The organism is Alkalibacillus almallahensis, assembly GCF_011761495.1.
GTDB classification, from domain to species: Bacteria; Bacillota; Bacilli; order Bacillales; family Alkalibacillaceae; genus Alkalibacillus; species Alkalibacillus almallahensis.
Genome location: NZ_JAASRU010000007.1, coordinates 14,957 through 40,322, shown reverse-complemented (window position 1 = coordinate 40,322; position 25,366 = coordinate 14,957). Strand labels below are relative to the sequence as shown.

At 38.9% G+C, this 25,366-nt stretch carries 29 protein-coding genes and 1 riboswitch; of the genes, 20 read left to right on the top strand and 9 right to left on the bottom strand.

What is annotated here, in order from left to right:
* Window positions 1-137 precede the first annotated feature (137 nt).
* Window positions 138-455: a YuiB family protein gene (locus FHR85_RS07575; protein WP_167262273.1), complete on the top strand. Its 318-nt coding sequence runs from the start codon at window positions 138-140 to the stop codon at window positions 453-455.
* Window positions 456-518: 63 nt separating this feature from the next.
* Complete coding sequence (locus FHR85_RS07570; RefSeq protein WP_167262272.1) at window positions 519-1,157, top strand: 3D domain-containing protein; 639 nt, start codon at window positions 519-521, stop codon at window positions 1,155-1,157.
* Window positions 1,158-1,209: 52 nt separating this feature from the next.
* On the opposite strand, the gene FHR85_RS07565 is transcribed toward FHR85_RS07570, so the two are convergent.
* On the bottom strand, window positions 1,210-1,689 hold the full coding sequence (locus tag FHR85_RS07565; protein WP_167262271.1) for a divergent PAP2 family protein: 480 nt from the start codon (window positions 1,687-1,689) through the stop codon (window positions 1,210-1,212).
* Window positions 1,690-1,825: 136 nt separating this feature from the next.
* On the opposite strand from FHR85_RS07565, the gene FHR85_RS07560 reads away from it, so the two are divergent.
* Window positions 1,826-3,304, top strand: a complete 1,479-nt coding sequence (locus FHR85_RS07560) for a leucyl aminopeptidase (RefSeq protein ID WP_167262270.1) — start codon at window positions 1,826-1,828, stop codon at window positions 3,302-3,304.
* A gap of 41 nt (window positions 3,305-3,345) precedes the next feature.
* On the opposite strand, the gene FHR85_RS07555 is transcribed toward FHR85_RS07560, so the two are convergent.
* Both FHR85_RS07555 and deoD read right to left on the bottom strand, forming a co-directional pair.
* The gene (locus FHR85_RS07555; protein WP_167262269.1) at window positions 3,346-3,948 is read right to left on the bottom strand and encodes a biotin transporter BioY; all 603 of its coding nucleotides are present in this window, start codon (window positions 3,946-3,948) and stop codon (window positions 3,346-3,348) included.
* Between the two features lie 132 nt (window positions 3,949-4,080).
* A complete protein-coding gene (deoD, locus tag FHR85_RS07550) occupies window positions 4,081-4,791 on the bottom strand; it encodes a purine-nucleoside phosphorylase (protein ID WP_167262268.1) in 711 nt (236 codons plus the stop codon).
* Between the two features lie 217 nt (window positions 4,792-5,008).
* Between deoD and FHR85_RS07545 the strand changes: the two genes are divergently transcribed.
* A complete protein-coding gene (locus FHR85_RS07545) occupies window positions 5,009-5,425 on the top strand; it encodes a hypothetical protein (RefSeq protein WP_167262267.1) in 417 nt (138 codons plus the stop codon).
* Window positions 5,426-5,634: 209 nt separating this feature from the next.
* On the opposite strand, the gene FHR85_RS07540 is transcribed toward FHR85_RS07545, so the two are convergent.
* Window positions 5,635-6,441 (bottom strand): VLRF1 family aeRF1-type release factor, encoded by an 807-nt coding sequence (locus tag FHR85_RS07540; protein WP_167262266.1) that lies wholly within the window; start codon window positions 6,439-6,441, stop codon window positions 5,635-5,637.
* 195 nt (window positions 6,442-6,636) lie between these two features.
* Between FHR85_RS07540 and FHR85_RS07535 the strand changes: the two genes are divergently transcribed.
* The 8 genes from FHR85_RS07535 (at window position 6,637) to FHR85_RS07500 (ending at window position 12,403) form a co-directional block, all read left to right on the top strand.
* Window positions 6,637-7,293, top strand: coding sequence for a hypothetical protein (locus tag FHR85_RS07535; RefSeq protein WP_167262265.1), 657 nt, complete (start codon window positions 6,637-6,639; stop codon window positions 7,291-7,293).
* Window positions 7,294-7,393: 100 nt separating this feature from the next.
* The gene (locus FHR85_RS07530; protein WP_167262264.1) at window positions 7,394-7,768 is read left to right on the top strand and encodes a hypothetical protein; all 375 of its coding nucleotides are present in this window, start codon (window positions 7,394-7,396) and stop codon (window positions 7,766-7,768) included.
* A gap of 109 nt (window positions 7,769-7,877) precedes the next feature.
* Window positions 7,878-8,013, top strand: a riboswitch (FMN riboswitch).
* A 39-nt stretch (window positions 8,014-8,052) separates the two neighbouring features.
* Complete coding sequence (gene ribD, locus FHR85_RS07525) at window positions 8,053-9,156, top strand: bifunctional diaminohydroxyphosphoribosylaminopyrimidine deaminase/5-amino-6-(5-phosphoribosylamino)uracil reductase RibD (RefSeq protein WP_279588352.1); 1,104 nt, start codon at window positions 8,053-8,055, stop codon at window positions 9,154-9,156.
* Window positions 9,156-9,809, top strand: a complete 654-nt coding sequence (gene ribE / locus FHR85_RS07520; RefSeq protein ID WP_167262263.1) for a riboflavin synthase — start codon at window positions 9,156-9,158, stop codon at window positions 9,807-9,809. Before ribD ends, ribE begins: the two co-directional genes overlap by 1 nt.
* 10 nt (window positions 9,810-9,819) lie before the next feature.
* On the top strand, window positions 9,820-11,007 hold the full coding sequence (locus tag FHR85_RS07515; protein WP_167262262.1) for a bifunctional 3,4-dihydroxy-2-butanone-4-phosphate synthase/GTP cyclohydrolase II: 1,188 nt from the start codon (window positions 9,820-9,822) through the stop codon (window positions 11,005-11,007).
* A gap of 15 nt (window positions 11,008-11,022) precedes the next feature.
* Window positions 11,023-11,493, top strand: coding sequence for a 6,7-dimethyl-8-ribityllumazine synthase (gene ribH / locus FHR85_RS07510; protein WP_341770945.1), 471 nt, complete (start codon window positions 11,023-11,025; stop codon window positions 11,491-11,493).
* 90 nt (window positions 11,494-11,583) lie between these two features.
* Window positions 11,584-11,784 carry a hypothetical protein gene (locus FHR85_RS07505; protein ID WP_167262260.1) on the top strand — a complete coding sequence of 67 codons (201 nt, stop codon included), beginning with the start codon at window positions 11,584-11,586 and terminating at the stop codon, window positions 11,782-11,784.
* A gap of 49 nt (window positions 11,785-11,833) precedes the next feature.
* A complete protein-coding gene (locus FHR85_RS07500; protein WP_208379635.1) occupies window positions 11,834-12,403 on the top strand; it encodes a superoxide dismutase family protein in 570 nt (189 codons plus the stop codon).
* A gap of 47 nt (window positions 12,404-12,450) precedes the next feature.
* On the opposite strand, the gene FHR85_RS07495 is transcribed toward FHR85_RS07500, so the two are convergent.
* The gene (locus FHR85_RS07495) at window positions 12,451-13,611 is read right to left on the bottom strand and encodes a MalY/PatB family protein (RefSeq protein WP_167262259.1); all 1,161 of its coding nucleotides are present in this window, start codon (window positions 13,609-13,611) and stop codon (window positions 12,451-12,453) included.
* Window positions 13,612-13,897: 286 nt separating this feature from the next.
* Between FHR85_RS07495 and yugI the strand changes: the two genes are divergently transcribed.
* The 3 genes from yugI (at window position 13,898) to FHR85_RS07480 (ending at window position 16,092) form a co-directional block, all read left to right on the top strand.
* Window positions 13,898-14,278 carry a S1 domain-containing post-transcriptional regulator GSP13 gene (gene yugI / locus FHR85_RS07490; RefSeq protein WP_167262258.1) on the top strand — a complete coding sequence of 127 codons (381 nt, stop codon included), beginning with the start codon at window positions 13,898-13,900 and terminating at the stop codon, window positions 14,276-14,278.
* A gap of 127 nt (window positions 14,279-14,405) precedes the next feature.
* Window positions 14,406-15,569: an iron-containing alcohol dehydrogenase gene (locus FHR85_RS07485; protein ID WP_167262257.1), complete on the top strand. Its 1,164-nt coding sequence runs from the start codon at window positions 14,406-14,408 to the stop codon at window positions 15,567-15,569.
* Window positions 15,570-15,684: 115 nt separating this feature from the next.
* Window positions 15,685-16,092 carry a YugN family protein gene (locus FHR85_RS07480; protein ID WP_167262256.1) on the top strand — a complete coding sequence of 136 codons (408 nt, stop codon included), beginning with the start codon at window positions 15,685-15,687 and terminating at the stop codon, window positions 16,090-16,092.
* Here the strand turns inward: FHR85_RS07480 and FHR85_RS07475 are convergent.
* The 4 genes from FHR85_RS07475 to FHR85_RS07460 are packed head-to-tail and all read right to left on the bottom strand — an operon-like array spanning window position 16,081 to window position 18,890.
* Window positions 16,081-17,085, bottom strand: a complete 1,005-nt coding sequence (locus tag FHR85_RS07475; RefSeq protein WP_167262255.1) for a potassium channel family protein — start codon at window positions 17,083-17,085, stop codon at window positions 16,081-16,083. The two genes, FHR85_RS07480 and FHR85_RS07475, sit on opposite strands and share 12 nt — an antisense overlap.
* 52 nt (window positions 17,086-17,137) lie before the next feature.
* Window positions 17,138-17,500, bottom strand: coding sequence for a TraR/DksA C4-type zinc finger protein (locus tag FHR85_RS07470; protein WP_167262254.1), 363 nt, complete (start codon window positions 17,498-17,500; stop codon window positions 17,138-17,140).
* A gap of 9 nt (window positions 17,501-17,509) precedes the next feature.
* On the bottom strand, window positions 17,510-17,899 hold the full coding sequence (locus FHR85_RS07465; protein ID WP_167262253.1) for a hotdog fold thioesterase: 390 nt from the start codon (window positions 17,897-17,899) through the stop codon (window positions 17,510-17,512).
* A 49-nt stretch (window positions 17,900-17,948) separates the two neighbouring features.
* Entirely contained in the window at window positions 17,949-18,890 is a 942-nt protein-coding gene (locus tag FHR85_RS07460) for a 1,4-dihydroxy-2-naphthoate polyprenyltransferase (protein ID WP_167262252.1), read from the bottom strand.
* Window positions 18,891-19,060: 170 nt separating this feature from the next.
* On the opposite strand from FHR85_RS07460, the gene FHR85_RS07455 reads away from it, so the two are divergent.
* From FHR85_RS07455 to FHR85_RS07435, 5 genes are all read left to right on the top strand, one after another.
* Entirely contained in the window at window positions 19,061-20,464 is a 1,404-nt protein-coding gene (locus FHR85_RS07455; RefSeq protein WP_167262251.1) for an isochorismate synthase, read from the top strand.
* Window positions 20,445-22,160: a 2-succinyl-5-enolpyruvyl-6-hydroxy-3-cyclohexene-1-carboxylic-acid synthase gene (gene menD, locus FHR85_RS07450; protein WP_167262250.1), complete on the top strand. Its 1,716-nt coding sequence runs from the start codon at window positions 20,445-20,447 to the stop codon at window positions 22,158-22,160. Before FHR85_RS07455 ends, menD begins: the two co-directional genes overlap by 20 nt.
* Window positions 22,161-22,172: 12 nt before the next feature.
* Entirely contained in the window at window positions 22,173-22,979 is an 807-nt protein-coding gene (menH, locus tag FHR85_RS07445) for a 2-succinyl-6-hydroxy-2,4-cyclohexadiene-1-carboxylate synthase (protein WP_167262249.1), read from the top strand.
* A 12-nt stretch (window positions 22,980-22,991) separates the two neighbouring features.
* A complete protein-coding gene (menB, locus tag FHR85_RS07440; RefSeq protein WP_167262248.1) occupies window positions 22,992-23,810 on the top strand; it encodes a 1,4-dihydroxy-2-naphthoyl-CoA synthase in 819 nt (272 codons plus the stop codon).
* A gap of 104 nt (window positions 23,811-23,914) precedes the next feature.
* On the top strand, window positions 23,915-25,366 hold the full coding sequence (locus tag FHR85_RS07435) for an o-succinylbenzoate--CoA ligase (RefSeq protein WP_167262247.1): 1,452 nt from the start codon (window positions 23,915-23,917) through the stop codon (window positions 25,364-25,366).

Genomic DNA, 25,366 nt, shown 5'->3' with positions numbered 1-25,366 from the left:
AACAAATTTGTGTCTCTAACGTGTTTATCTTACTGAAAACATTTGTCTGTGATAAAATAAGGATGGTTTTGTCGAAGAATTTATAAGAAATACATGGTTTAAATAGCCAGTGGTTATTATACAGGAGGCACTCATTCATGAATATTGTGCAAGTGTTCGTGCTATCAATATTATTTTTCGTATTATTCTTTGGAATAGGCTTCATCTTAAATATGTTATTAAGGTCTACTTGGATCATGGCGATTATTTTTCCAATCATTGTTGTTTTAATCGTAGATGATGTCCCGTTTACGAATTATTTCACACAGCCTGGTGAATCATTTCCAGCTTTAGCTCAAGATTTAGTGAACTTACAAATAGTCGATCTATTTATACTGATTGTTGGTTTTATTGGAACCATCGTCTCAGGTATTATCATTCGAATCTTGCGAGCGAAAGGCTATCAAATGTTCTAAATAGCTTAACATGTATAAAAGTTTCTTATTGTGGTAACGCTTTGTGACAAAGAGGTGTTTAACATGCGTACTGCGATAAGAAGCTTTTTTATATTAGTAATCTGTTTGATTGCGATTGTTTGCACCGCAGTTTTAGCTCAAAGTATTTGGCATGAAGAAGATTATAAAGTAGCTGAAGAAGCAAAAGAGCAGCAGCTAACTAATCTGACAAATAAAAGCATCGAGGTTACATCTAGCTCTGAATCAGTTGAGTTAGCTAGTTATCAAGATGAACAAAGTGCTGAAGTAGCCTTTCGTCGTTTTCCGACGCGTACTGTACTGGCAACAGGTTATACAGCAGGATACGAATCAACCGGAAAGACGAAAGACCATCCGCAATACGGAATCACTTATTCCGGTTTACAAGTACAAAGAGGCTCACTTTCAACCATTGCAGCTGATTTAAATCAGTTTCCGCTGGGGACGGTATTGTATATCCCTGATTACGGATATGGGATCGTGATGGATATTGGTGGCGCTATTAAAGGTAATAAGATTGATTTGTATTATGAAGATGTGGATGATGTATATAATAATTGGGGTAAGAAAGAAGTAGAGGTTTATGTGATAGAAGAAGGGGATGGATCAGTAACTGAAGCGGATCTAAATCAATGGGAACAAGCGATTAGTACAGAAACAGTCCCTGTTGTCCAAACAAATTAGCCCAAGATGATCTCTAGTGGATCATCTTGGGCTAATTTAATGAGAAGAGGGCTTATAGGAAATAGGTATACGTTATAATGGCTAATAAAATACCTGTGACAGCACCAAAGAAAACTTCAACAGGTTGATGCCCTAGTAACTCTTTAAGTTCTTTTTGCTTTTCGTGTTCTTCTTTCTGTTGCCATTGAATGGCGTCATCCACGATTCGCTGAACATCTTTTACGAGCTGATTTAAAATCGTTGCATGTTCTCCTGCATGACGGCGAATGCCTGTAGCATCGTACATCACAATAATACTTAATACACAGGCGATGGCGAACAGAGGTGAGTCTAAGCCATGCTCTATGCCAATCGCTGTCGTTAGTGATGCAACGGCAGCTGTATGGCTACTTGGCATGCCTCCAGTGCTAAAAGCAATCCCTAAGTTTATTTTACGCGTTGCAATATACTGAATAGGAATTTTCACAACTTGTGCGAAGATGACTGCGAATAAAGCAATCCAAAGTGGTGTGTTTTCGAAAATCTCGACCATAGTTAGACGTCCTTTCCTCTTAATTATCATCATACCCGAATATTTAGCTTTAAAAAACGTTTTTCTAAAGAAATATTTATTTCGCCATTCGAAACTTTTTGGTATGATTAAATATATGATAATGGGAGGGATGTAGATGTTTACGATTATACAAGAAGATTTGACTAAACATAATACGGACGCTTTAATTGTTGGACTTTTTGAAGCGCCGAAAGAAACACAACCAGCTTATGAAATTTTGAATCAAGCTCTTCATAATCAGCTTGATGATCTTGTTGAGTCAGGTGATGTTTCAACGACACAAGGATATGTGTCCAAAGTACATACATTAGGACAATTAGATGCCAAAAGAATTTATTTTGTTGGGTTTGGTGACTATGACCAATTCACTGTTGACCGAGCGCGACAATCGTTTGGACGATTATTTAAACAATTAGCTGAAGACTCTATTCAATCTGCTAGTTTAGCGATCGACAGTTTATACAGCGAGGAACCAACTACATATGCAGAAGCCATTGGAGAAGCAGCAGTTATGGCTCCTTATCAATTGGAAACTTACCATACTGACCGTGATGAAAATCGTTACGAACTTGAGTCTTTAACGTTTTTAACAAACGATCATTCAGTTGCAGAAGCAGCACAGCAAGGTTATGCCTTAGGAAATGGGGCGAATATAGCCCGTCATTTAGTTAATTTGCCAAGTAATTTATTAACGGCTAAAGATTTAGCTGTATTCGCAGAAAATATTGCGGATAAACATCAGCTAAAAATTGATGTCTTTGAACGTGAGCAAATAGAAGAATTAGGCATGGGAGCTTTACTTGCGGTTAATCAAGGGTCAGACGAGCCACCACGATTTATTGTGATGTCTTATCAAGGACTTGATACTTGGGAAGATCCTGTCGCTCTTGTTGGTAAAGGAATTACATTTGATACAGGAGGTTACTCGCTTAAGCCGAAAGACGGCATTGTCGGTATGAAAATGGATATGGGCGGTGCTGCTTCAGTAATAGGAGCAATGGATGCAATTGGTCACCTTCAGCCGAAGACAAATGTGTTGGCCTTGATTCCAGCTACAGATAATATGGTGAGTGACAAAGCATTTAAACCCGATGATGTGATTGTGTCAATGAGTGGAAAAACAATTGAAATTCGTAATACAGATGCGGAAGGCCGTCTAGCTATGGCTGATGCGGTAACGTATGCGAAGCAACAAGGTGCGAGTAAAATTGTTGATATTGCAACGTTGACTGGCGGCGTAGTAGTGGCATTAGGCGATCAAGTAACAGGTGCCATGACAAATGATCAGGATTGGTATGATGAAGTGGTAACAGCAGCTAATCAAGAAGGCGAATTGATGTGGCAGTTACCTTATTTAGATGTTTACCAAAAACAAGTCGCAACAAGTCATATTGCCGATTTAAATAACTCACCTGGTCGAAAAGCTCACGCCGTTATGGCAGGAGCGTTTGTCGGTGCGTTTGCTGAGGAAACACCTTGGGTTCACTTAGACATTGCTGGTACTGCGATGGCAGAAAGCGCGCATGATTTAGGGCCTAAAGGTCCAACAGGCGTAATGGCGCGTACTTTAGCAAAAGCGATAATGAATCAATAATATTAAATCCCAACTTCTTGGAATAGAAGTTGGGATTTTTATTAAGTGTGGGATGTTAATTGGATATTGGCTGACTCAAGTCTACCTAAAATCTTCGGTAATAAGACAGCAGCTCCCATAGTAATGATGAAATCTTTAACGAAAAATGGCAGCATCGCGATCACACCTTGTCCAATCGATAATGGAACTTCCATAACGATATTCGTTGAAGCTACCATGAATGGTGTGCCAATCAGGTAGTTTGCCATTAAACCGAATAATGTGGCCACCAGATAAGTCTTAACAGTCGGTTGTTGACTCTTTTCGACAACCCAACCTGCAACCCAAGCTACAGCGATAAACGATAGCAAGAATCCTCCTGTTGGCATGATCAAGACTTGAGGTCCTGATGACATTTCAGCAAAGACTGGTACGCCGACAAGGCCAATTAAAATATAAGTAATAACTGCAAACACGCCAAGACGCTTTCCTAAAATTAATCCAGCTAAAATTGCGAAAAATGTCTGTAGTGATAAGGGAACAGATCCAGCGCCGTATGTAACTTTTAAGAATGGAAACCAAATTGCAATATTAGCACCAATCATTAATAGGACGACAAAGACTGACCCTAATGTAATTTCTTGAGCACTCATTTTTTGTTTCATTGTTTACCCTCCTCTTATGTATGGTTCACATTTAATATACAGGAAGGGTGATTTTATTGTCAACTTAATTTTGAAAATGGTGAACAATAGTGCTAAAAAAAGTCGCCTACTCATGTAGACGACTAATTGAGATTATTTAATAGCTGCATCTAGTGCAACTTCAATCATCTCGTTGAAGGTTGTTTGACGTTCTTGAGAAGTTGTTTCTTCTCCAGTGATGATGTGATCACTTACTGTTAAGACAGTTAGTGCTTCACGGTTGTATTTAGCAGCGATTGAATAAAGTGCTGATGTTTCCATTTCAACAGCAAGCACATTGTATTCAGCAAGCTTGTTGAACAGTTCCATCGCATTTTCACGGTAGAACGCATCACTTGTAAAGACGTTACCGACACGAAGGTTTAGCCCTTGTTCTTCACCTACGTCATAAGCATTCTTCAATAAGTTGAAGTCAGCTGTTGGAGCGAAGTCAATAGTACCAAAAACAGTACGATTGAGTTGTGAATCCGTCGTTGCAGATTGCGCTAAAATGACATCACGTACTTGTACATCTTCTTGAAGCGCTCCACAAGACCCAACGCGGATTAATTTTTGCACATCGTATTCTTGGATCAGCTCGTTAGCATAAATCGCAATACTCGGTACACCCATTCCTGTACCTTGAACAGAAATACGTTCACCTTTGTATGTACCAGTATAACCGTACATACCACGAACTTCGTTATAGCAGACAACATCCTCTAAGAAATTCTCCGCAATATATTTCGCACGAAGCGGGTCACCTGGAAGTAAAATTTTATCGGCGATATCGCCTTTGTTTGCACCAATATGAGTTGTTGGCATATGTGAATCCTCCTTATTTCTTCTTACGTATCAAACCTATCACAAAAGTAGTCGATAAACAATTTAAAGCCGCTGATTTAACGGAATTGTCATGAGTTGAGATGGATTTAGGGAGGGTTATCATCGAGAGGAGTGTATTTATCATCGATTTTTGAATTAGGTATAAGTGAAACACTATAGATCGTCGTTCGTCAAATGATTAAAGTGGGGTGGAATTTTGCCAAAAAGATTATTGTGTTTTATATTACTTGCTATAGTTCTCGGTGCTTGTAGTCAACAAGAAACAGGACAAAGCACAACTGATAACATTGATTTAGAAGAGGTAGAGACTACTCTACACGAACAAAATTTAGAGTTGAAAGAAGTGGATTTGCCTGCGAGCAACGCTTTTAGTCAAAAATTAAATGAAGTTTCACCTAAAGTATATTCCCTGGAAGACATGACGTTAGCTATTTATATTTTTGAATCCGTAGATGAACGCAAAGAGGGGATGGAAGCATTTGAAGAAATGAATGCAAGCGCCTCCTTAGAATCTTATAAAACCTATACTATTCAAAATGCTCTAGTGTTTTATGTAGAAGGGAAAAAAGAAATAAATAGTAAGTTAGGTGAAGCCTTAAACGATCTTAAGTAATTATTTTTATAAACTGATATCTATTCAGAACGTTAACAAATGATAAGTCCTTTCCTAGTTCAAGATGATCATGCTAATAGAGGAAGTTATCTTAGTTATCTGTTGCCATGATTGAAATCGTTCCAACCTAGCATCTAAATTAAACAACAATCAATAAAAAAAGGTTCCAATCAAATATGTGAAAATGAATGGAACCTTTCTGTAAATATTTATTGATCCTTGACTTCGTTGAGAACGCTCATTTCGTCAGAATCGAGTAAGTTTTTATTGATTTTACCTGTAATAGGTTTATTCATATTAGCTTCAAGTTCATCAACTTCATCACTATCGCCGACCATATAAATCTCAGCCCAATCATAGTCTTTAGCTAATTTATCTAGCTTCGGTGCAATGGATTTATACCAACGAGAGCGATTTTCTTCAAACCGTTGATCGAGTTCATCTTTCTTCGATGACTTAGCTCCGCCAGAACCTAAGTTAGAACCTGATTGATGAGGTCCTTGATGTTGTCTCCAGTCTTCAGTGTTCAGGTCTAATTCATAGAATAGAGTGTCTTTAACTGAAGCTAATTCAGCATCAATAATTTTGATGTGTTCTTTCTGTGTTAAAACAATACCTGTTTTCGGAAATTTTTCGTGTAATTGTTTTAATTGTCCAAGAACAGGCTCATCTTCCCAGTGGAATTCTGTTTCTACAGGCATTTGTAATGTATCAGCAAACCATACATCACCTTCACCTGTTGCGAAGATAATCACACTCTTCTTTAAGTTTAAACGGTTTTCTTCAATGAAATTCTCAACCTTTTCTTTTACAGCCCAGAAATTACGCTTTTCTTCAGAGCTATCGTCTTGAAGGTATGTTTCAAAGTTATTTAAACCATTCTTTAAATGTATTTTCCATTCGCCACCTTGTTGATCTTGGTCAGACGGGTCAGTATTTAAATACATTGAAAAAACACGATTTGGTGCTTCTGTTTGATAATGTTCTAGTTGATTGAGTACTTTCTTGATATCCATGTAACCACTCCTTTTTTAACGTGTCTAGTTGTTCTTTTCCCAAGAATGTAAGTTCTTAAACAAAAAAATAATGGACATCGTTTTTTAAATACCAAAGTTATATCTTTTTTTGAATTTAATAGTAAAAAATAACTAGTAATATGTTATTTTAAGAAGATTTTTTGTATAATGTTGGTATGAAAAAGGGGGATGATTATGAATAAAGTAGTAAACTTAGTGAAGTCAGGTTATTTTTTATCGACATTGTTAGTTGTAATAGCATTTATTATTGCTTATCAATTTGGCTACGGAAATGGTTTTGAAGATAAAAAAGCTTTAATAGATGAAGAAAAAGTCTCTTATGAATCACTTTCTGAACAAACAAATACCTTACAAGGTGATTTAAATAACTATGAGGAAAAAATTGAAACTAAGGAAAGTGAACTCGACGATCTTGAAACTCAAGTAGATAGTAAAAACAGTGAGTTAGAACAGTTAATTCAACTTGAAGAAGATCGTGATGATTTAGTTTCTGAAAAATCAACGTTAGAGTCAGATGTAAGCGATTTAGAAGATAAAGTAAATTCATTAGAAACTGAACTTTCTAACCTAGAAGGTGGTGTTGAAAAGGCTGAGGGTGAAAACAAACATTTAGGAGCTGGTCATTTTGTAGTTGGTACAGACTTACCTGAAGGTCGTTATGAAGTTTATCCAGAAGGAAGAGGGAGCAACTTTGTCGTACGGAATAGTGGAGGTAGCTTGAAGGTGAATACGATATTAGGTAGAAGTGGTGTTGAAAGTTATGTGTTCACAGCAACTGAAGGAGATACCATTGAAACTGAGGAATCAGTTAGATTTGAACCTGTAGAATAATACCTAAGTAAGCACTCAATTTTCTTCATTTGGCAGATTGAGTGCTTTTCTTAATTGATTGTTTTTAATACGTTATAAGTAAATAACTGGGGGAGAACTTATGGAGAAGAAATACAGAGACTTAAAAATTTTGACCATAACCTTGGGTGTTTGTTTAGCAATTATGATTGGATACTATATTTTTTATTTAACGCCGAAAAGCTCTTGGGATTTATACATGTCGATTAAGGGGGCGGATGATGTAGAGGAAATTGAGGAGTTGTCACATGAAAGTGTAGATATTCAATTACAGGAAGAAGACCTTAACTACATCCAAGATAACCTCGAAGTTAGGATTATGCAGCTAACGGCGATCGATTTTGGTGACAAATCATATATCATTACTACTCATCCTGGTAATGACAGAATGGAAATAACGAATTTAGAAGAAATACCGTCTGAACTTATGAATGAATTGAAAGAGCTATCGCCATAATGATTTTTCTTCAAAACTAAGTGATAGCGTTCGAAAGGCGAATATTGTATAATAATGAACAGAAAGTTGGTTAGAAATATAACCTATCATATTAAATTGAATAAATGGTTTAAAACTTCGGGGCAGGGTGTAATTCCCGACCGGCGGTGATGGCTGATGAAGCCTTAGTCCGCGACCCGCTTCATGCGGTGGAGCTAGTGAGATTCTAGGACCGACAGTTAAAGTCTGGATGGGAGAAGGATCAGATCGTTAATCCGGTTGTGTAAGTTAAAGGGGGTTAACGATTGAAAGACGAACAATTTTATATGCAACATGCACTTGAATTAGCACGGTTAACTATAGGCCAAACGAGGCCTAATCCGTCTGTAGGCGCCGTCATTATTAAAGATGGCGTTGTGGTTGGAACAGGTACTCATTTAGTGCCGGGTCAACCACATGCTGAAGTCTATGCGCTTGAGCAAGCTGGTGAACAGGCAAAAGGTGCGACCATGTTTGTCACACTTGAACCTTGTTCGCATTATGGCCAAACGCCTCCTTGCGCGAAAGCAATCATTGATGCAGGGATTGAGAAGGTTTATGTTGCGACATTAGACCCGAATCCAAAAGTTGCAGGCAATGGTGTGAAATGGTTACGCGATGAAGGAGTCGAGGTTGAAGTCGGCTTACTTGAACAAGAAGCGCAGCTGATTAATCAAAAATTCTTTCATTTTATGACATATAAGAAACCATTTGTGACGCTGAAAACAGCTGTTTCCATGGACGGTAAAACGTCCGCAAACAGCGGTGATAGCAAATGGATTACGAGCGAAGAAGCACGTCATGATGTTCATACACAAAGACATCAACATGATGCCATATTAGTTGGCAGTCAAACCGTTTTACGAGATGATCCTCATTTAACTACCCGCTTGCCCCACGGTGGATTAAATCCAACACGTATCGTCCTCGATACACATTTAGCCATTCCGTTAGATACTCATGTCTTAACTGATCAACAAGCGAATACAATTGTGGTTTGTGGAAAGCAAGCTGATGAAGATCAAGAAGCACAATTCAATGCTTTGAATCATGTCAGTGTGTGGCGTATGGATACAGACCAGATTGATTTAGAAATATTATTATCACGATTAGCCGAAGCGAAATTAATGAGTGTCTATGTTGAAGGTGGTGCCACCATTCATTCCGATTTTATTCAACATCAATTATTTGATGAGATCCATTTATATATGGCACCGAAATTAATCGGTGGTGAGTTGAGCAAAGTATTTTATAATCAACTCGGTTTCGATTATGTCGCTGATGCCGTGAACGTGACTTTTCATAGCGTTGACATGATTGGACCAGATATTAAAGTTGTCGCCAAACCGCAACACGAGGAGGACGCTTAATGTTTACAGGGATTATTGAAGAAGTAGGGACGATTCAGTCAATTCAACAAGGGGCTGAATCACTAGAATTAACGATTCGAGTTAACAAGATCACCCAAGACGTGCAATTGGGAGACAGCATTTCAGTGAATGGCGTTTGTTTAACGGTTACTGATTTTACAAATATATCTTTTAATACTGATGTGATGCCAGAGACCTTTCATCAGACAGCGTTAAAAGGGTTGAAACAAGGGTCGACTGTCAATCTTGAGCGAGCCATGCCAGCGAATGGTCGTTTTGGAGGTCATTTTGTCTCAGGGCACGTCGATGGTGTCGGTCAAATTACAGGGCGTGAAACGCAAGATAATGCAGAGTATTTTTATATTGATGTGGGCGAAGATATAGCTAAGTATATGATGTTAAAAGGTTCCGTCAGTATTGATGGGACGTCTCTGACCATTTTTGGAATTGAAAAGGGGATTTTAACGATTTCACTCATTCCGCATACACAAGACGCTACGATTCTGACGTCAAAGTCAGCGGGAGATCTTGTGAATATTGAATGTGATATGCTTATGAAATATGTGTATCAATTAATGATGCCGAGTGAAAATAATCAGAAACAGGGTGTGTCACTAGAAACGTTACGTGAAGCGGGTTTCTTAAACGAATAGGAGGGGAAGCATGTTTGATTCAATTCATGAAGCAATAGAGGATCTGAAGCAGGGGAAAGTTGTAATTGTTGTCGATGATGAAAATCGTGAGAACGAAGGCGATTTTGTTGCACTTGCAGAACATACGACACCAGAAGTGGTTAACTTTATGGTGAAAGAAGGTCGTGGTTTGCTTTGCACGCCAATCACACAAGATAAAGCCGATGAGATTCAGCTCGAGTTAATGGCTGATGTGAATACAGATAGTCATGGGACAGCGTTTACAGTCAGTATTGATCATGTTGAAACAACAACAGGAATTAGTGCAGGAGAACGTTCGAAATCAATTATGCGTTTAGCGGATGATGATATTGTACCCACTGAATTTAAGCGCCCAGGCCATATTTTCCCCTTAATTGCGAAAAATGGTGGCGTTTTACGTCGTGCTGGCCATACAGAGGCTGCGGTCGATTTAGCGACATTAGCTGGCGGTACACCAGCAGGGGCTATTTGTGAAATTATGAATGAGGACGGCTCGATGGCACGCGTTCCTGAATTGAGAGAAATTGCTGATGAGCATGGTCTAAAACTCATTACCATTGAAGATTTAATTAAATATCGTCGCAAACATGAAAAGCTTGTCACGCGTGAAGTTGAAGTGTCACTTCCAACATCATATGGTGATTTCAGAACAGTCGCTTATACGAATGATATTGATGGTCGTGAACATGTCGCGTTAGTAAAAGGTGAAATTGATCCAACTGAACCGGCACTTGTACGTGTACATAGTGAGTGTTTAACTGGCGATGTGTTTGGATCGAATCGATGTGATTGTGGTCCTCAATTAGAGGCTGCGTTGAATCAAATAGAAGAGGCTGGAAAAGGTGTATTATTGTACATGCGTCAAGAAGGTCGTGGAATCGGCTTGCTTAATAAACTTAAAGCTTATAAACTTCAAGAAGAAGGTTATGATACCGTCGAAGCGAATGAAAAATTAGGCTATCCAGCTGATTTGCGTGATTATGGTATTGGTGCTCAAATTTTAGAAGACTTAGGTGTACGTAAGATGAAATTATTAACCAATAACCCACGTAAAATCAAAGGGCTTTACGGTTATGATTTAGAAGTTGTCGACCGCGTACCATTATACATGACACCCAATAAAGATAACGAAAAATATTTAGAAACGAAACGCGATAAACTAGGTCATTTATTTTAAATCGAGGAGGTTTTAATCATGAAAACATATGAAGGAAATTTAGTCGCTAGCAATTTAAAAATCGGTATTGTCGTTGGACGTTTTAACGGCTTTATTAATGAAAAATTATTAGATGGCGCATTAGATGGTTTGAAACGCCATGGAGTGAATGAGGATGACATCGAAGTTGCCTGGGTTCCTGGTGCGTATGAAATTCCATTAGCAGCTAAAAAAATGGCGGAACATGGATCCTATGATGCTGTGATTACATTAGGTGCTGTTATTCGTGGCGCAACACCACATTTTGAATATGTGAGTGGTGAAGTGTCTAAAGGAGTTTCCTCGGTCAGTATGGAGACTGGCGTGCCAGTGATCTTTGGTGTATTAACAACGGATACAATTGAACAAGCAATTGAGCGTGCTGGTACAAAAGCTGGTAATAACGGTTACGGCGCAGCGATGAGTGCGATTGAGATGGCTAATTTACTACAGTCATTCAAAGCTTAGATTGTCATAAAGCTGAAACATTCCATTATACGCAGTGTCTAATGATTTGTTATAATGAAAAAAGACGAATTAAAAGTAGGTGTATGCGCTATGATGGAATTTCTTTATTTTCCTGAGGATAAAACAGCTTATATTCCAGCGCTTATAACATTAATCATATTTACAGCCTTTGCGTTTTTGTTTTTCCGCTGGATTATTAAAGTTTCGAATAAAGAACAGAAAACGACAGAAGAACGTTTTCCAGATCAAACAAGAGTTGACGACACGAACACTTCACATAACGATTCTTGACGTTTAAATCCATTTTATTCTAACCATACTAAGTATGAGGTGGTTATGAATGAAGTGGATTTTTTTATGTTTAATAATATTCCTCACGGCTTGTGGGGGAAGCCCCAGTGTTTATAAAGCTGATATCATCAATTCTAATTATGATGTGGTAGGAGAAACAACATTGTCAGAAGATGCGAATGGAGTTAATGTAAAAGTAGAACTAGTGGGCCTTTCTCCAGGTTTTCACGGGATTCACTTACACGAAAATCCAACATGCGAAGGTCCAACCTTTGAGTCAGCAGGTGGTCATTGGTCTAACAGCGAAGATGCTGTCCATGGTCTTATGCAGCCAGAAGACCAACATATAGGTGATATGCCGAATATGGAAGTGAAGGCAAGCGGAGAAGCATCTTATGAATATGTGGTTGAGAAAGCAACCTTGCAAGACGGAACAGGGTCTTTATTTAATGAAAATGGCGGAAAAGCTTTAATCATCCATTCTGGCCAAGATGATGGTGTTTCCCAACCAGCAGGAGACTCAGGCGACCGGTTTGCTTGTGCAGAGATTACTAAAGACGAAAAAGATGAAGAAACGGATAATCCTGCTGAAGGCGTAGAGGAAGATCAGGAAGAGTAGCCGAATTAAAATAAGCTGCCTCGTAAAATGAGGCAGCTTTTAATTATTTATCCAAATGTGCTCACAAGCCGTTTAACAGCATCTTCAACCATTTCACGTGGACAAGCAATATTCATACGCATAAATTGATCGCCGTGTTCTTTACTGAAGCTTTGGCCATCATTGAGCCCGACTTTAGCTTCGTGGTTTAATTTTCGTTTAATTTCTTCATGATCTAATCCAGTCTCAGAGAAATCGAGCCAGATTAAATAGGTGCCGTCTGCTTTTACAGGTGTAATAGGTGTCTGTTTAAGTTGTTCTTGTAAATAAGCATAATTATTTTCTAAGTGTTTAATTAAATCTTCTAACCAAGGTTCACCATGTTGATAGGCTGCTTCCATTGCTGTATAAGCAATTGTGTTCAACATGACGGCTCCTTGTTTCATTAATTGTTTGTCGAGAACCTTCTTTGAGTCTTCATCTGGACTGATTGTAAATGATGCTTGTAATCCAGCAATATTGAACGTCTTAGATGGTGCCATCATAGTAAATGTTAAAGCGCTAATATTTTCATTCAGGTCTGCAATAGGTCGATGCTTATGACCTGAGAAGATAATATCGCTATGAATTTCATCAGAGAACAGGTAAACATTATAAGTGACGCATAATTCAGCGAGTTGCTTAAGTTCACTCTCCGTCCAAACACGTCCGACTGGATTGTGAGGGCTACATAATATAAATGCTTTTGCTCCTTGCTTAAATTGCTCTTCAAGCTGATCGAAATTCATTCGATATGTATTATTTTCATAAATGAGTGGATTTTCAAGAACGGTACGATCATGACTTTCAACCACTGAGAAAAATGGTGGGTATACAGGTGGTTGAATAACAATTTGATCGCCCTCTTCTGTAAAAGCTTCGACTAATGCATGTAACGCAGGGATAACACCTGGAGAGAACGAGATTAAATCAGTATTTACATCAAATTGATAACGTTTTGTTAACCAATTTTGGATGGTTGATAGTAGTTCGTCGTCATGTGTGGTATAACCATATATATTATGCTCTGCACGAGCCATAATTGCATCTTGAATGGCTTGTGGAGCAGGAAGGTCCATATCCGCGACCCACATTGGTAACACATCATTGCGTTCAAATAGTTTTTCTCGGAATTCGTATTTTACTGCACGTGTATTTTCTCGGTTAATCTTCTTATTAAATTCTGTCATTCTAAATCCCTCCTCAATCATTATCTTACACCGAATTCTTGTTCAAAAGCAAAAAAAAGACAAAGCGATTAATCGCTTTGTCAAAGGGGGAATACGAGAAAGTATTACATTAATAGTTATAACCGTTTTGAAAAATATTAAACATGATTTTATAAATTTTTTTAATTTTTTGTGGAAATTTGTTATTTATTCTGAATCATCGGCGTCAGGCATTTTTGAATGGGGGTTTGTGATTATGTTAAGATAAAAAGTGGAAGATATAGAAAAGCTTTAGGAGTTGTCGATCATGAATGTACAAGAAGGAGATATCATTAAAGGTGAAGTGACAGGAATTCAACCTTATGGTGCCTTTGTAAAAATTGATGATGATAGACAAGGACTCGTTCATATTTCTGAGATTACACATGGTTATGTGAAAGATGTGCATGACTATGTGTCTGTGGGTGAAGTTATTCAGGTCAAAGTCGTTGATGCGGAACCTTCAGAAGGGAAGTTTTCGCTTTCAATTCGTGCGACACAATCACGGCCAATTCATGCTAAGACAAGAGCAGAACAAATTCGTGATATGCAACATAATCAAGACGAAAATGGGTTCAATATTTTAAAAGACAAGCTTAATGAATGGATTGAACAATCGAAGGATCGTGAACAAACCTATCGTCATTAGAGAAGTAAACCTCCAATTAGTTGGAGGTTTTATTTAATCGTAGGCTTTTTAATTAAAGTATATCTTTTGCGTCTGAAGGATTATTACGACATAATAAATAATTAGAGACATTGAAAGGAGTATTGATATGGAGAATTTTACATTTTACAATCCAACGAAATTAGTATTTGGTCGTGGCCAAACAGAGCAATTACCATTCTTAATCCCAGAAGGTGTTAAACGCATTCTTGTCACATACGGTGGCGGAAGCATTAAGCGCAACGGAATCTATACGAATGTTATGAAAAAGTTATCAGACAACGGTTATGAAACGTTTGAATTAAGTGGCATTGATCCAAACCCTCGTTTAACGACTGTTAATGAAGGCGCAGATTTATGTAAGCAAGAAGATATTGACTTCATCTTAGCAATTGGTGGCGGAAGTGTTATTGACTGTTCGAAGACAATTGCTTCAGCAGCTAAATATGATGGTGATGCTTGGGATCTCGTTACCAAACAAGCTACACCTGAAGACGCTTTACCATTAGGTACGATCCTTACGTTAGCAGCAACAGGTTCTGAGATGAACGCTGGTGCGGTTATTACGAACTGGGAAACAAATGAAAAATACGGATGGGGTTCACCGTTATCATACCCATTATTCTCCATTCTAGACCCAGTTAATACGTATTCTGTACCGAAAAATCATACGGTATACGGCATAGTTGATATGATGAGTCATGTGTTAGAGCAGTATTTCCATCAACCGACGAATGCACCTGTTCAAGATCGTATGGCTGAAGGGATCTTGAAGTCAATTATTGAAACGGCTCCTAAATTAATCAATAACCTTGAATCATACGAGTACCGTGAAACAATCATGTATGCAGGTACAATGGCATTTAACGGTATTTTACAAACAGGTTATAAAGGTGATTGGGCAACACACAATATTGAACATGCTGTATCAGCAGTTTATGATATTCCGCATGCTGGTGGTTTATCGATCTTATTCCCTAACTGGATGAAGCATAATTTATCAGTGAATCCAGAGCGTTTTAAACAATTAGCTGTTAGAGTATTTGGCGTTGATCCAACAGGCAAGTCTGATGAAGAAACAGCGTTACAAGGAATTGATCGTTTACGTGAGTTCTGGAGTTCCTTAGGTGCACCGACTCGCTTAGCGGAATATGACATTGATGACAAGAATTTAGAATTAATGGTTGATCGTGCGATGAAACGAGGGCCATTTGGTAACTTTAATGCATTATATGATGAAGACGTTCGTCAAATCTTACGTCATTCTCTATAAAACAAGGAAACGTCGGTCTTTTAAAGGCCGACGTTTTTTTGTTTTTAATCCTCACTTATGAAAACGAATAATCCGGTCATACTACGAGTGATTAAAAATTGTTAGAGGTGATTATATGGAACAGATTCAGTCAGGTATCGAAAATCAAGCTTATCCTTTTGAAGATTTAGAAGCGATTTTAAACCGTTTTGCCTTTAGTGTCGGAGGTAGTTGGGAGTACGATCATGCTTACTTTGATCATAAACTAGAACAAACAGATGAGGGATACGCTTTTCTCCGCATTCCCGTCACTACAGAAATAGGAACGATAGGCGAGAAAGACGCACACGTACGTATTGGCTCGCCATTTGTTTTAGTTCATCGATTTGAAGCAGGCACTGATCAACAAGGCATATCAGGTAATATCCAAGGGAGCTTTAATCAATTTCAGTCACCAGAAGAGCCAGATGCTGACATTGATGAAACCTATATAGAACAAGCAGAGACTGTTATACAAGAAGTAGAGAAAGTATTACTCCAGTAATGTTTTCGTCATAATGACTTGATCATCTTCTTGAAGGCGTTCATTTGGGTCAGGATTTATTTTGATTTCGTTGTCACGGATAAACCCTAAAAGTAATTGCCCCTCTTGTTTAGTGATCTCAGATAGTTCAAGAATAGATTGATCAATCCATTCATCATAAACAGAATCGATGATGAATTGTTGTTGTGACAGCAATGCCATCACGTAATCAAACGCTTTGACATATTCATTGCCAGTTAATTCATGATAGAACAAAGTACTCGTTGTTTCATTTGAACAAATTACTTCTGTCGCGCCTGCTCGTTCAGCATTCCGCTTTTGTTTTTCGGTTAATATTTCACCTAAAATCGGAATGTCGTGTTGTAAGCCTCGAACTGTAAGAATAACAAGGATTGTGTGGACGTCAGCCTCTTTTTCGATTTTGGTTTGATCTGCGGTCACAATAACTTTATCTGCTTTAGGAAGATTAGCTTTTTCCCAAGTATCATCAATGGTGGGATCAGAGTGAATAAAATGAACATTGGTATGATTCACAGGATCTTCTTCTAAAGTTTCATCGATTAAAACAAGATCAGTTTGTTTCCCGTATTGTGTTTCAATTAATTCAATCAGTCGACGCGTCCGCTCGTTCCACCCAACAATAATCATATGATCTTCGCCATGAAATGCCACTTCCCCCTTCTTATAATCATCTTCTCGTTTAATGGCACCACTTGAAAGTGTCACCATATAGAACGTTAATAACCCACCTCCAGCTAAAATCAGTAAAATAGTGAGCAGTTGACCTAAGACTGTTTCGGGTACGAAATCTCCGTAACCAACAGTGGCCCCTGTAATAAAAGCAAACCATACACCATCAAACCATGTCGTAAACTCGTCTGGCTCTGCCCAATACATAATCGTCCCAAATAAAAGCATGATGCTTAAGACGGTTAATAATAAACGTAAAAAGATTGGGATATGAAAATAAAAACGGACAAAACGGTATAACATGTTGTCACTTCCTTTCACACGTCATATCCATTTTATCCGTTTATGCTTCGTTTTATAATTCGTCATGAGAATGTTTAATGGTATACCTAGCTGTCGGCATAGCTTGTAGTCTTTCTAAGGGGATAGGTTCACCTGTTTTTTCACAGATTCCGTAAGTTCCATCATCCATCTTATTTAATGCATGATCAATTTCTTCGAGCTGTTCTTTAGCATGCCGAAACATGGTCAGATCCTTTTGCCGTTCATATAATTCTGTACCGCTGTCTCCAGGATGTTGATCGTCTACAGAATTTAATTCACCTACAGATTCTTCGATTAAAGCAGGAAGATCTTCTGCTTCTTTTACCCGTTGTTCAAGTCGATTTTTTTCTTCCGTAAGTTGAACCCGAAGTTCATCCCACATTGGATTATACATAGACGCACCTCACTTGTTAGACCGTTCGACAACTCCAATCGTACAACGCGACGTGCAGATAAGCTGATCATTTTCATCTTTCATTTGAATGTCCCATACCATTGTCATTCGACCAATGTGAATAGGAGTAGCGACGGCTGTTAAGATGCCATCACGCTTACTCTTAATGTGATTGGCATTAATTTCAAGGCCGAAGACATTGTAGCGTTCTGGGTTAACATTTAAGAAAGCTCCGTAACTGGCAGCCGACTCTGCGAGAGCAACTGAAGCTCCCCCGTGTAAAAAGCCCATTGGTTGATGCACGGTTTCATTAATAGGCATCGTTAAAACGACGCGTTGTGGCTCTGCTTCTTGGATGTCGATTTGTAACGTTTCAAATAATGTATGACGAAGATCCATCGTCATCCTCCTTTATTACGGTATCCGTTTTTAGATTGAACATACATGTTTATATTAGCCAATTTGTGAGATGTTCTAGAACAAAACTAAGACCGAAGAGAATACCAAAAATCGTGTTTGTTTGTGCCGTGAATTTCATCGCTGGCATCATTTCAAGTGGTGTGTTGTTTTGTTTGAACGTCTGATAAGCTTTATAAGCTTTGATTCCGCTTAACCAAGTTAATAATCCCCAAATCGGCATCATTCCTAGACTAATAAAGATAACAGGTAAAATGAGTGCGGTTAGGAAAAATAATGCTAAGACACGAATCGCTTTATAACGTCCAACTAAAATAGCGATTGTTTTCCGCCCATTTTCTTGATCGCCTTCTAAATCACGAATATTATTTGATAACATAATCGCTCCAATAAGTATGGCTGCAGGAATGGATAACCAGACAATTTCTGAGGTAACATGGCCTGTTTGAATAAAGAAACTAATACCAATAATCACGGTACCCATAAAAAATCCTGAGAATAATTCACCGAATGGCGTGTAAGCAATTGGATATGGACCACCTGTATATAAATAGCCGAATAACATGGAAACAATTCCAATGACAGCGATCCAAAACGTTGTTTCCATACAAATATAAACCCCTAAAAGAATAGCTATTCCGTAAAATATAAAGGCCAAATTCCTAACCTGTGATGGTGGAATGCCATCTCTTACGATCGTGCCACCGATTCCGACTGATTCTTCTGTATCTAAGCCTTTAACGAAATCATAATATTCATTAAACATATTGGTTGCAGCTTGAATTAACATTGAAGCAATTAACATGGCTAAAAACAACCCAATGTGTATGGATGTATCCATACTAGCTGCTGCTGTACCAATCCAAACAGGTACAAATGAAGCCGTTAACGTGTGAGGTCGTAGCATACGCCACCATATTTGAAAGCCTGATCTTTCCCCAAGTGCATCTTGAACAGATTGTTGTTGTGTCATGGTTTCTCCCTCTCTTTTTTACAACATACTAAAATAAGTTTAGATAAACGACATGCCTGTGTCAATCAGCTTGTATAGTGTAATTCTTGTCGTTTTCAAAAAAAAGTCATAAAATAGTCTGTAGGCATGTGTTCGACATGCTGGTTGTAATACTATTGGAGGCAACGTTTATGATTAAAACAGATCGTGTTTCATTAGAAGCACAATTGAATCAAATAGAACAGATTGAACAAACACAATACATTTCAATTGTACAAAAGGTTAGTCCTATTGATCCAATCAATCTGTTTGCCTATTTTGATCATTTAAAAGGCGAACGTTTCTATTGGTCAAATGCTACAGGTGACCTAACATTTGTGGGCTTAGGGACTTTTAAAGAATTATATGTCAATTCATCGGATGACCGATTTACGGCAATAGAAGATCAGTTGAATCATTTGAAAGAGGACATCAACGTCTTACATGACTTTGATATAGAAGGAATAGGACCTGTTTTTTTCGGAGGTTTTTCATTTTTTGATACACCACATCAAGATGAATGGGAAGCTTTTCCTGAAAACAATTTTGTCCTAGCTAAACAAATGCTGACCGTGAAACAAGGTGACTATTTCTTAACCCATCATTTAGAAGTGTCACCTGATGATTCTGTTGAAGCATTATTGAATCAAATTGAACAAGAGACTCAGGCGATTTATGAAGCGGAGCCGTTTGTTCAAAAGACTCGCTCACTTGTAGAGGTTCAAGATCAATTGAGCTTTGATCAGTGGTCGTCAATGATCGCACATGCGATTGAAGAAATCAGCGCAACCAATCTCGAGAAGGTTGTATTAGCACGAGAGGTTGAAGCGGTATTTGATCGCACGATTCCAACAAAAGATTTAATATCTGCGCTTACTAATCAACAACAGTATAGTTATGTGTTTGTTATGGAACAAGGAGAAGACGCGTTTATCGGTGCTAGCCCTGAACGATTGGTCTCAGTAACAAACCATGTGATGTATTCGGCTTGTCTAGCTGGAACGATGAGTCGTGGTGAGACGATGGATGTAGATGATTTATTAGCATGGCGATTATTAAATGACGAAAAGAACTTAGAAGAACATCGTTATGTAGTCGATATGATTCGTGAAGCTGTACAGCCAATATGTACTCATTTAGATATTCCGAATGAACCGCAAATATATCCTTTAACGAATGTTCAACATTTATATACGCCTGTCCAAGGTCAATTAAAATCAGGAGTTACACTGTTTGATACATTAAAACAATTGCATCCTACTCCAGCTTTAGGAGGAGAACCACGTCAGGACGCGATGAACTTTATTAAGACGCATGAACCCATTGAGCGTGGTTGGTATGCCGCTCCAATTGGCTGGTTCGATCAATCATTAAATGGTGAATTTGCAGTGGCCATTCGATCTGGATTGATTTCTGACAACCGGATTAAATTGTTTGCTGGATGTGGTATTGTCGCTGATTCTGATGCTAAAGCAGAATACGACGAAACAAACTTGAAGTTAACGCCTATGTTGAATGCGTTGGGAGGTAACCGTGATGACGACCATGGGGAATAATACGTATTATGTCTCATATTTCGTAGATGAATTATATCAAAATGGATTAGAGCATGTCGTGATTACACCTGGTTCACGGTCTACGCCGTTATCAATGGTTATCGCGCATCACCCGTCCATTCAAGATTGGATTCATTTTGATGAACGATCAGCAGCCTTTTTTGCTTTAGGGATTGCCAAAGCAACTCAAAAACCTGTTGCGTTGGTTTGTACTTCGGGGACGGCTGCTGCTAACTATTATCCAGCTATTGTTGAAGCCTATTATAGTCGCGTGCCATTAATTGTGTTAACAGCTGATCGACCGCAAGAATTAAGAGATAATGGTGCGCCCCAAGCGATTGATCAGGTCAAAATGTATGGGGACTATGTTAAACATTTTCATGATATGGCAGTCGCTGAAGCAACGCCATCATTACTGGATTATAGTCGTAGACAAGCTAGTCGCGCTTTTGCGTTAGCCAATTCAAATCGTAAAGGGCCGGTCCAGTTTAATTTTCCGTTTCGAGATCCATTAACACCTGATCTAAGTTTAGATCATTTATGGGGTTCAGCTCAGACACCTTATGTTTCTGCAGTAGGTGGTCATGAAAAGTTATCCGTTGATGAATCTGAATTACTCGCTTCTGAATTAGCAGGCAAACATAAAGGATTAATCATGTGCGGTGAATTAACAAGTGATCAAGAAGCGAAAGCGGTGTTAGAACTAGCTCGTCAGTGGCAAGTTCCTGTATTGGCTGATCCATTAAGTCGATTGAGGCAAATGGGAGAAACAGACGAGTTAATCATTTCAACTTATGACGCATTACTAAAACAAGAAGCTTTTCAGCAATCAATTGAACCAGACTTTGTCATTCGATTTGGACCTATGCCAATCTCGAAAGCTTATTTCCAGTGGATGGCGAAAGTGACTCCATCAACTCATATGGTGGTTGATCAACAGGCAGGTTACCGTGAACATTCTAATATTCGAACAACAATGATCTATAGTGATATCACAGCATTCGTGCACCAGGCTAGTCAGTTCGAAATCGAACAAGATCCTGAATGGACTAAGCAGTGGATCGAATTAGATCAACGCGTCCAACAAACTTTAAAAGAAATAGCACATGAATCATTGACTGAAGGTTCAGTTGCTCATGTGTTAGCTGACTCTGTTGCTGATGGTGAAACAATTTTTGTTGGTAGCAGTATGCCGATTCGCGACATAGATACGTTTTTCTTACCTAAGAATAAACAAGTGAGAGTATTAGCTAATCGTGGTGCAAATGGTATTGATGGTGTCATCTCGTCGGCTATGGGTGTAGCAGCTTCAGGCGAACAGGTGACCCTGCTCATTGGCGACCTTTCCTTATTGCATGATTTCACGTCAATATTAATGGCTAAAAAACAGCAACTAGCGCTCCGGATTGTTGTGATTAATAATAACGGAGGCGGTATTTTTAACTTTCTACCGCAGTACCAACACGGTCAACATTTTGAAAAGATATTTGGGACGCCGTTTGATGCACCGATTGGCGATATGGTGTCATCCTTAGACATTCCCTATCAGTTTGTAGAAAGTAATGATGAACTTACGGAACAAATCAACAAACCAGTTAACCAATTAGAAGTAATCGAAGTTCAAACAGAGCGAGAGGACAATTTCTTCTGGCATCAACGAATTAAATCTAATATCGAAAGTCTACTAGATACTTAAAGGATGGATGAAATGTATATAACAGTAGGTGATCATCACTACCACGTGAATGTGATAGGAGAAGGAACCCCGCTCGTTTTATTACATGGTTTTACAGGGACATTGGCCACGTGGAATGAAATAATTTCTTACTTGGAGGTCAATAGACAACTGGTGCTCATTGATTTGCCAGGTCATGGACAGACAGACGCTAAGCATGTATCAAACTTGTCGGATGTTTGTCACGATTTAAAATCCATTATTCATCAACTTGGGCATAACCATTTCGATTTACTCGGGTATTCCATGGGTGGTCGTACAGCGTTAATGTTTGTTCATTACTTTCCTGAGATGGTCAATCAACTCATATTAGTTGGCGCTTCACCTGGCTTATCAGGTGATAAACGCCTAGAACGAGAAGCGCAAGATCAGAAATTAGCAAATATGATTGAGCGTGAGGGAATTGAATCCTTTGTTGATTACTGGGAGAGAGTCCCTTTGTTTGCTACGCAAAAACGTCTGTCCTCAGCAAAGCAAGAACAAATTCGTGAAGAGCGGCTATCACAAGCACCAGAAGGCCTAGCATTATCTTTGCGCACAATGGGGACAGGAAAACAAGCAAGCCTTTGGGAAAGTCTAGGACAATTGACAACTGAGACGTTATTAGTTGTTGGTGAGGAGGATGAAAAGTTTGTTTTAATCAATGAACAAATGCATGAATCCCTACAAAATGCTCAATTTCGAAAAATTTCTCAAACAGGTCATGCTGTATATCTGGAAAGTCCCAAAATTTTTGGTAAAATAGTAAGTGAGTTTTTAACTAAATCAGATTCAATCTAAGGAGGTTACATAATGGCAGTTGCATGGACTAAAGAACGCGATTACGAAGAAATTAAGTATGAAACGTATAATGGAATTGCGAAGATTACGATCAACCGCCCAGAAAAGCGCAATGCTTTTACCCCGTTAACAGTACAGGAATTAATCGATGCGTTTGCTCGCGCACGCGATAATTCAAATATTGGGGTTATTGTATTAGCAGGTGAAGGTGAAAAAGCATTCTGTGCAGGTGGTGACCAATCTGTACGAGGCCATGGTGGCTATGTAGGCACAGATGAAATTCCACGTTTAAATGTACTAGACTTACAACGTTTAATTCGTACCATTCCGAAACCTGTTGTAGCCATGGTATCGGGTTATGCGATTGGTGGCGGACATGTGTTACACGTTGTCTGTGACTTAACGATTGCTGGAGACAATGCTGTGTTTGGGCAAACTGGTCCGAAAGTTGGTAGCTTCGACGCTGGATATGGTGCAGGTTTATTGGCTCGCATCGTTGGCCATAAGAAAGCCCGTGAAATTTGGTATTTATGCCGTCAATACGGTGCTGAAGAAGCACGTGAGATGGGGCTTGTTAACACGGTCGTACCTGTAGACAAGCTTGAAGAAGAAACGATTCAGTGGTGTAACGAAATGCTAGAAAAATCACCAACAGCCCTTCGTTTCTTAAAAGCGTCATTTAATGCAGACACAGATGGTTTAGCTGGCCTGCAACAAATGGGTGGCGACGCAACACTACTATATTACACAACAGAAGAAGCAAAAGAAGGTCGCGACGCATTCAAAGAGAAGCGTAAACCTGACTTCGATCAGTTCCCACGTTTCCCTTAAGTCGCTAAATGAAGTCAAACAAGTTGGTTGGTATCAAATGAATAATCGTTTGATACCAACCTTCTTTCTTTAGTTTATACATAATTAAGAAAGGGACATGCTCTATGACGACGATGATCAACTGGTTGGAGAAACGCGCTGATTTATCACCACATACTGATGCGGTGAAGTTACCAGATGGCACAACCTATTCCTTTTCACAACTTTATCACCATGCCAAATCAATGGCTTCACAATTAAAACAAGAAGGTATTAAATCAGGTGACCATGTTAGCGTTATTTCACCCAATCATTATCGATTCCTTGTGACCATCCATGCTTTGAATCTTATCGGCGCTGTCAGTTTTCTCATCAATATTCGCCTGTCCTCAGCAGAAATTGCCTTTCAGTTACAGGATGGCGACGTATCAGCTGTTATTTTAGATCCACGCTATGAAAACTTAGTTGAGGGTGACTTGAACGTGATTGACATCCATAGTGGGAATCTTGATCAGCCACTTGAGCAAGAAAGTCACAGCATAGACTTAGATGACCTATCCCATGTGATTTACACGTCTGGGACGACGGGACAACCCAAAGGTGTGGAACTAACATATGGGAATCATTGGTGGAACGCGAATGGCTCAGCGCTTAACTTAGGTCTGTATCCACATGATCGCTGGTTGTTAAGTTTGCCGATGTTTCACGTGGGCGGTTTATCCATCGTTTATCGCAGTGTAATTTATGGTATTCCGCTTCATTTACACGAATCATTTGATGTTGAAGCGATCCATAACGAAATCATGAATCAAGGTGTAACGATTATGTCTGTCGTATCGGTCATGTTAGATCAATTGTTGGAACGATTAGGAGACGATTATTATCCTGAACAATTCCGTTGTATGCTGTTAGGTGGTGGCCCTGCGCCTAAACCGCTATTAACTCGAGCTCGTGATAAACATGTTCCTGTTTATCAAACATACGGCATGACTGAAACAGCCTCACAATTTTGCACCCTTGATGATCAGAATGCCTTCGACAAACTAGGTTCTGCTGGGAAACCATTATTTCCGAATCAACTGGATATTGTACAAGATGATGAGTCATTATCCGCACAACAGGTTGGCGAAATTGTCGTTCACGGACCGAGTGTCACAAAGGGTTATTATAAACGAAATGATGAGACGGCGGCTAAACTCCAGAACGGATGGCTTAAGACAGGTGATTTGGGCTATTTTGATGAAGATGGTTTTCTCTATGTCGTGGATAGACGCAAAGATTTAATTATCTCAGGTGGAGAAAATGTTTATCCTGCTGAAATTGAAAGTGTGTTAAAAGGTCATCCGCATATCGCCGATGCTGGTGTAGTTGGTCAGAAGAGTGATCGTTGGGGAGAAGTACCTGTAGCATTTATCGTTGAACGTGAACCAATTGATGAACAGGAGTTAACGACTTATTGTCAAAACCATTTAGCGAGTTATAAAGTCCCTAAAGCTTGGTACAAAACAGATGAATTACCCAGAAACGCCGCTAAAAAATTATTACGCCATCAATTACAAGCACGTTTAGAGGAGTGA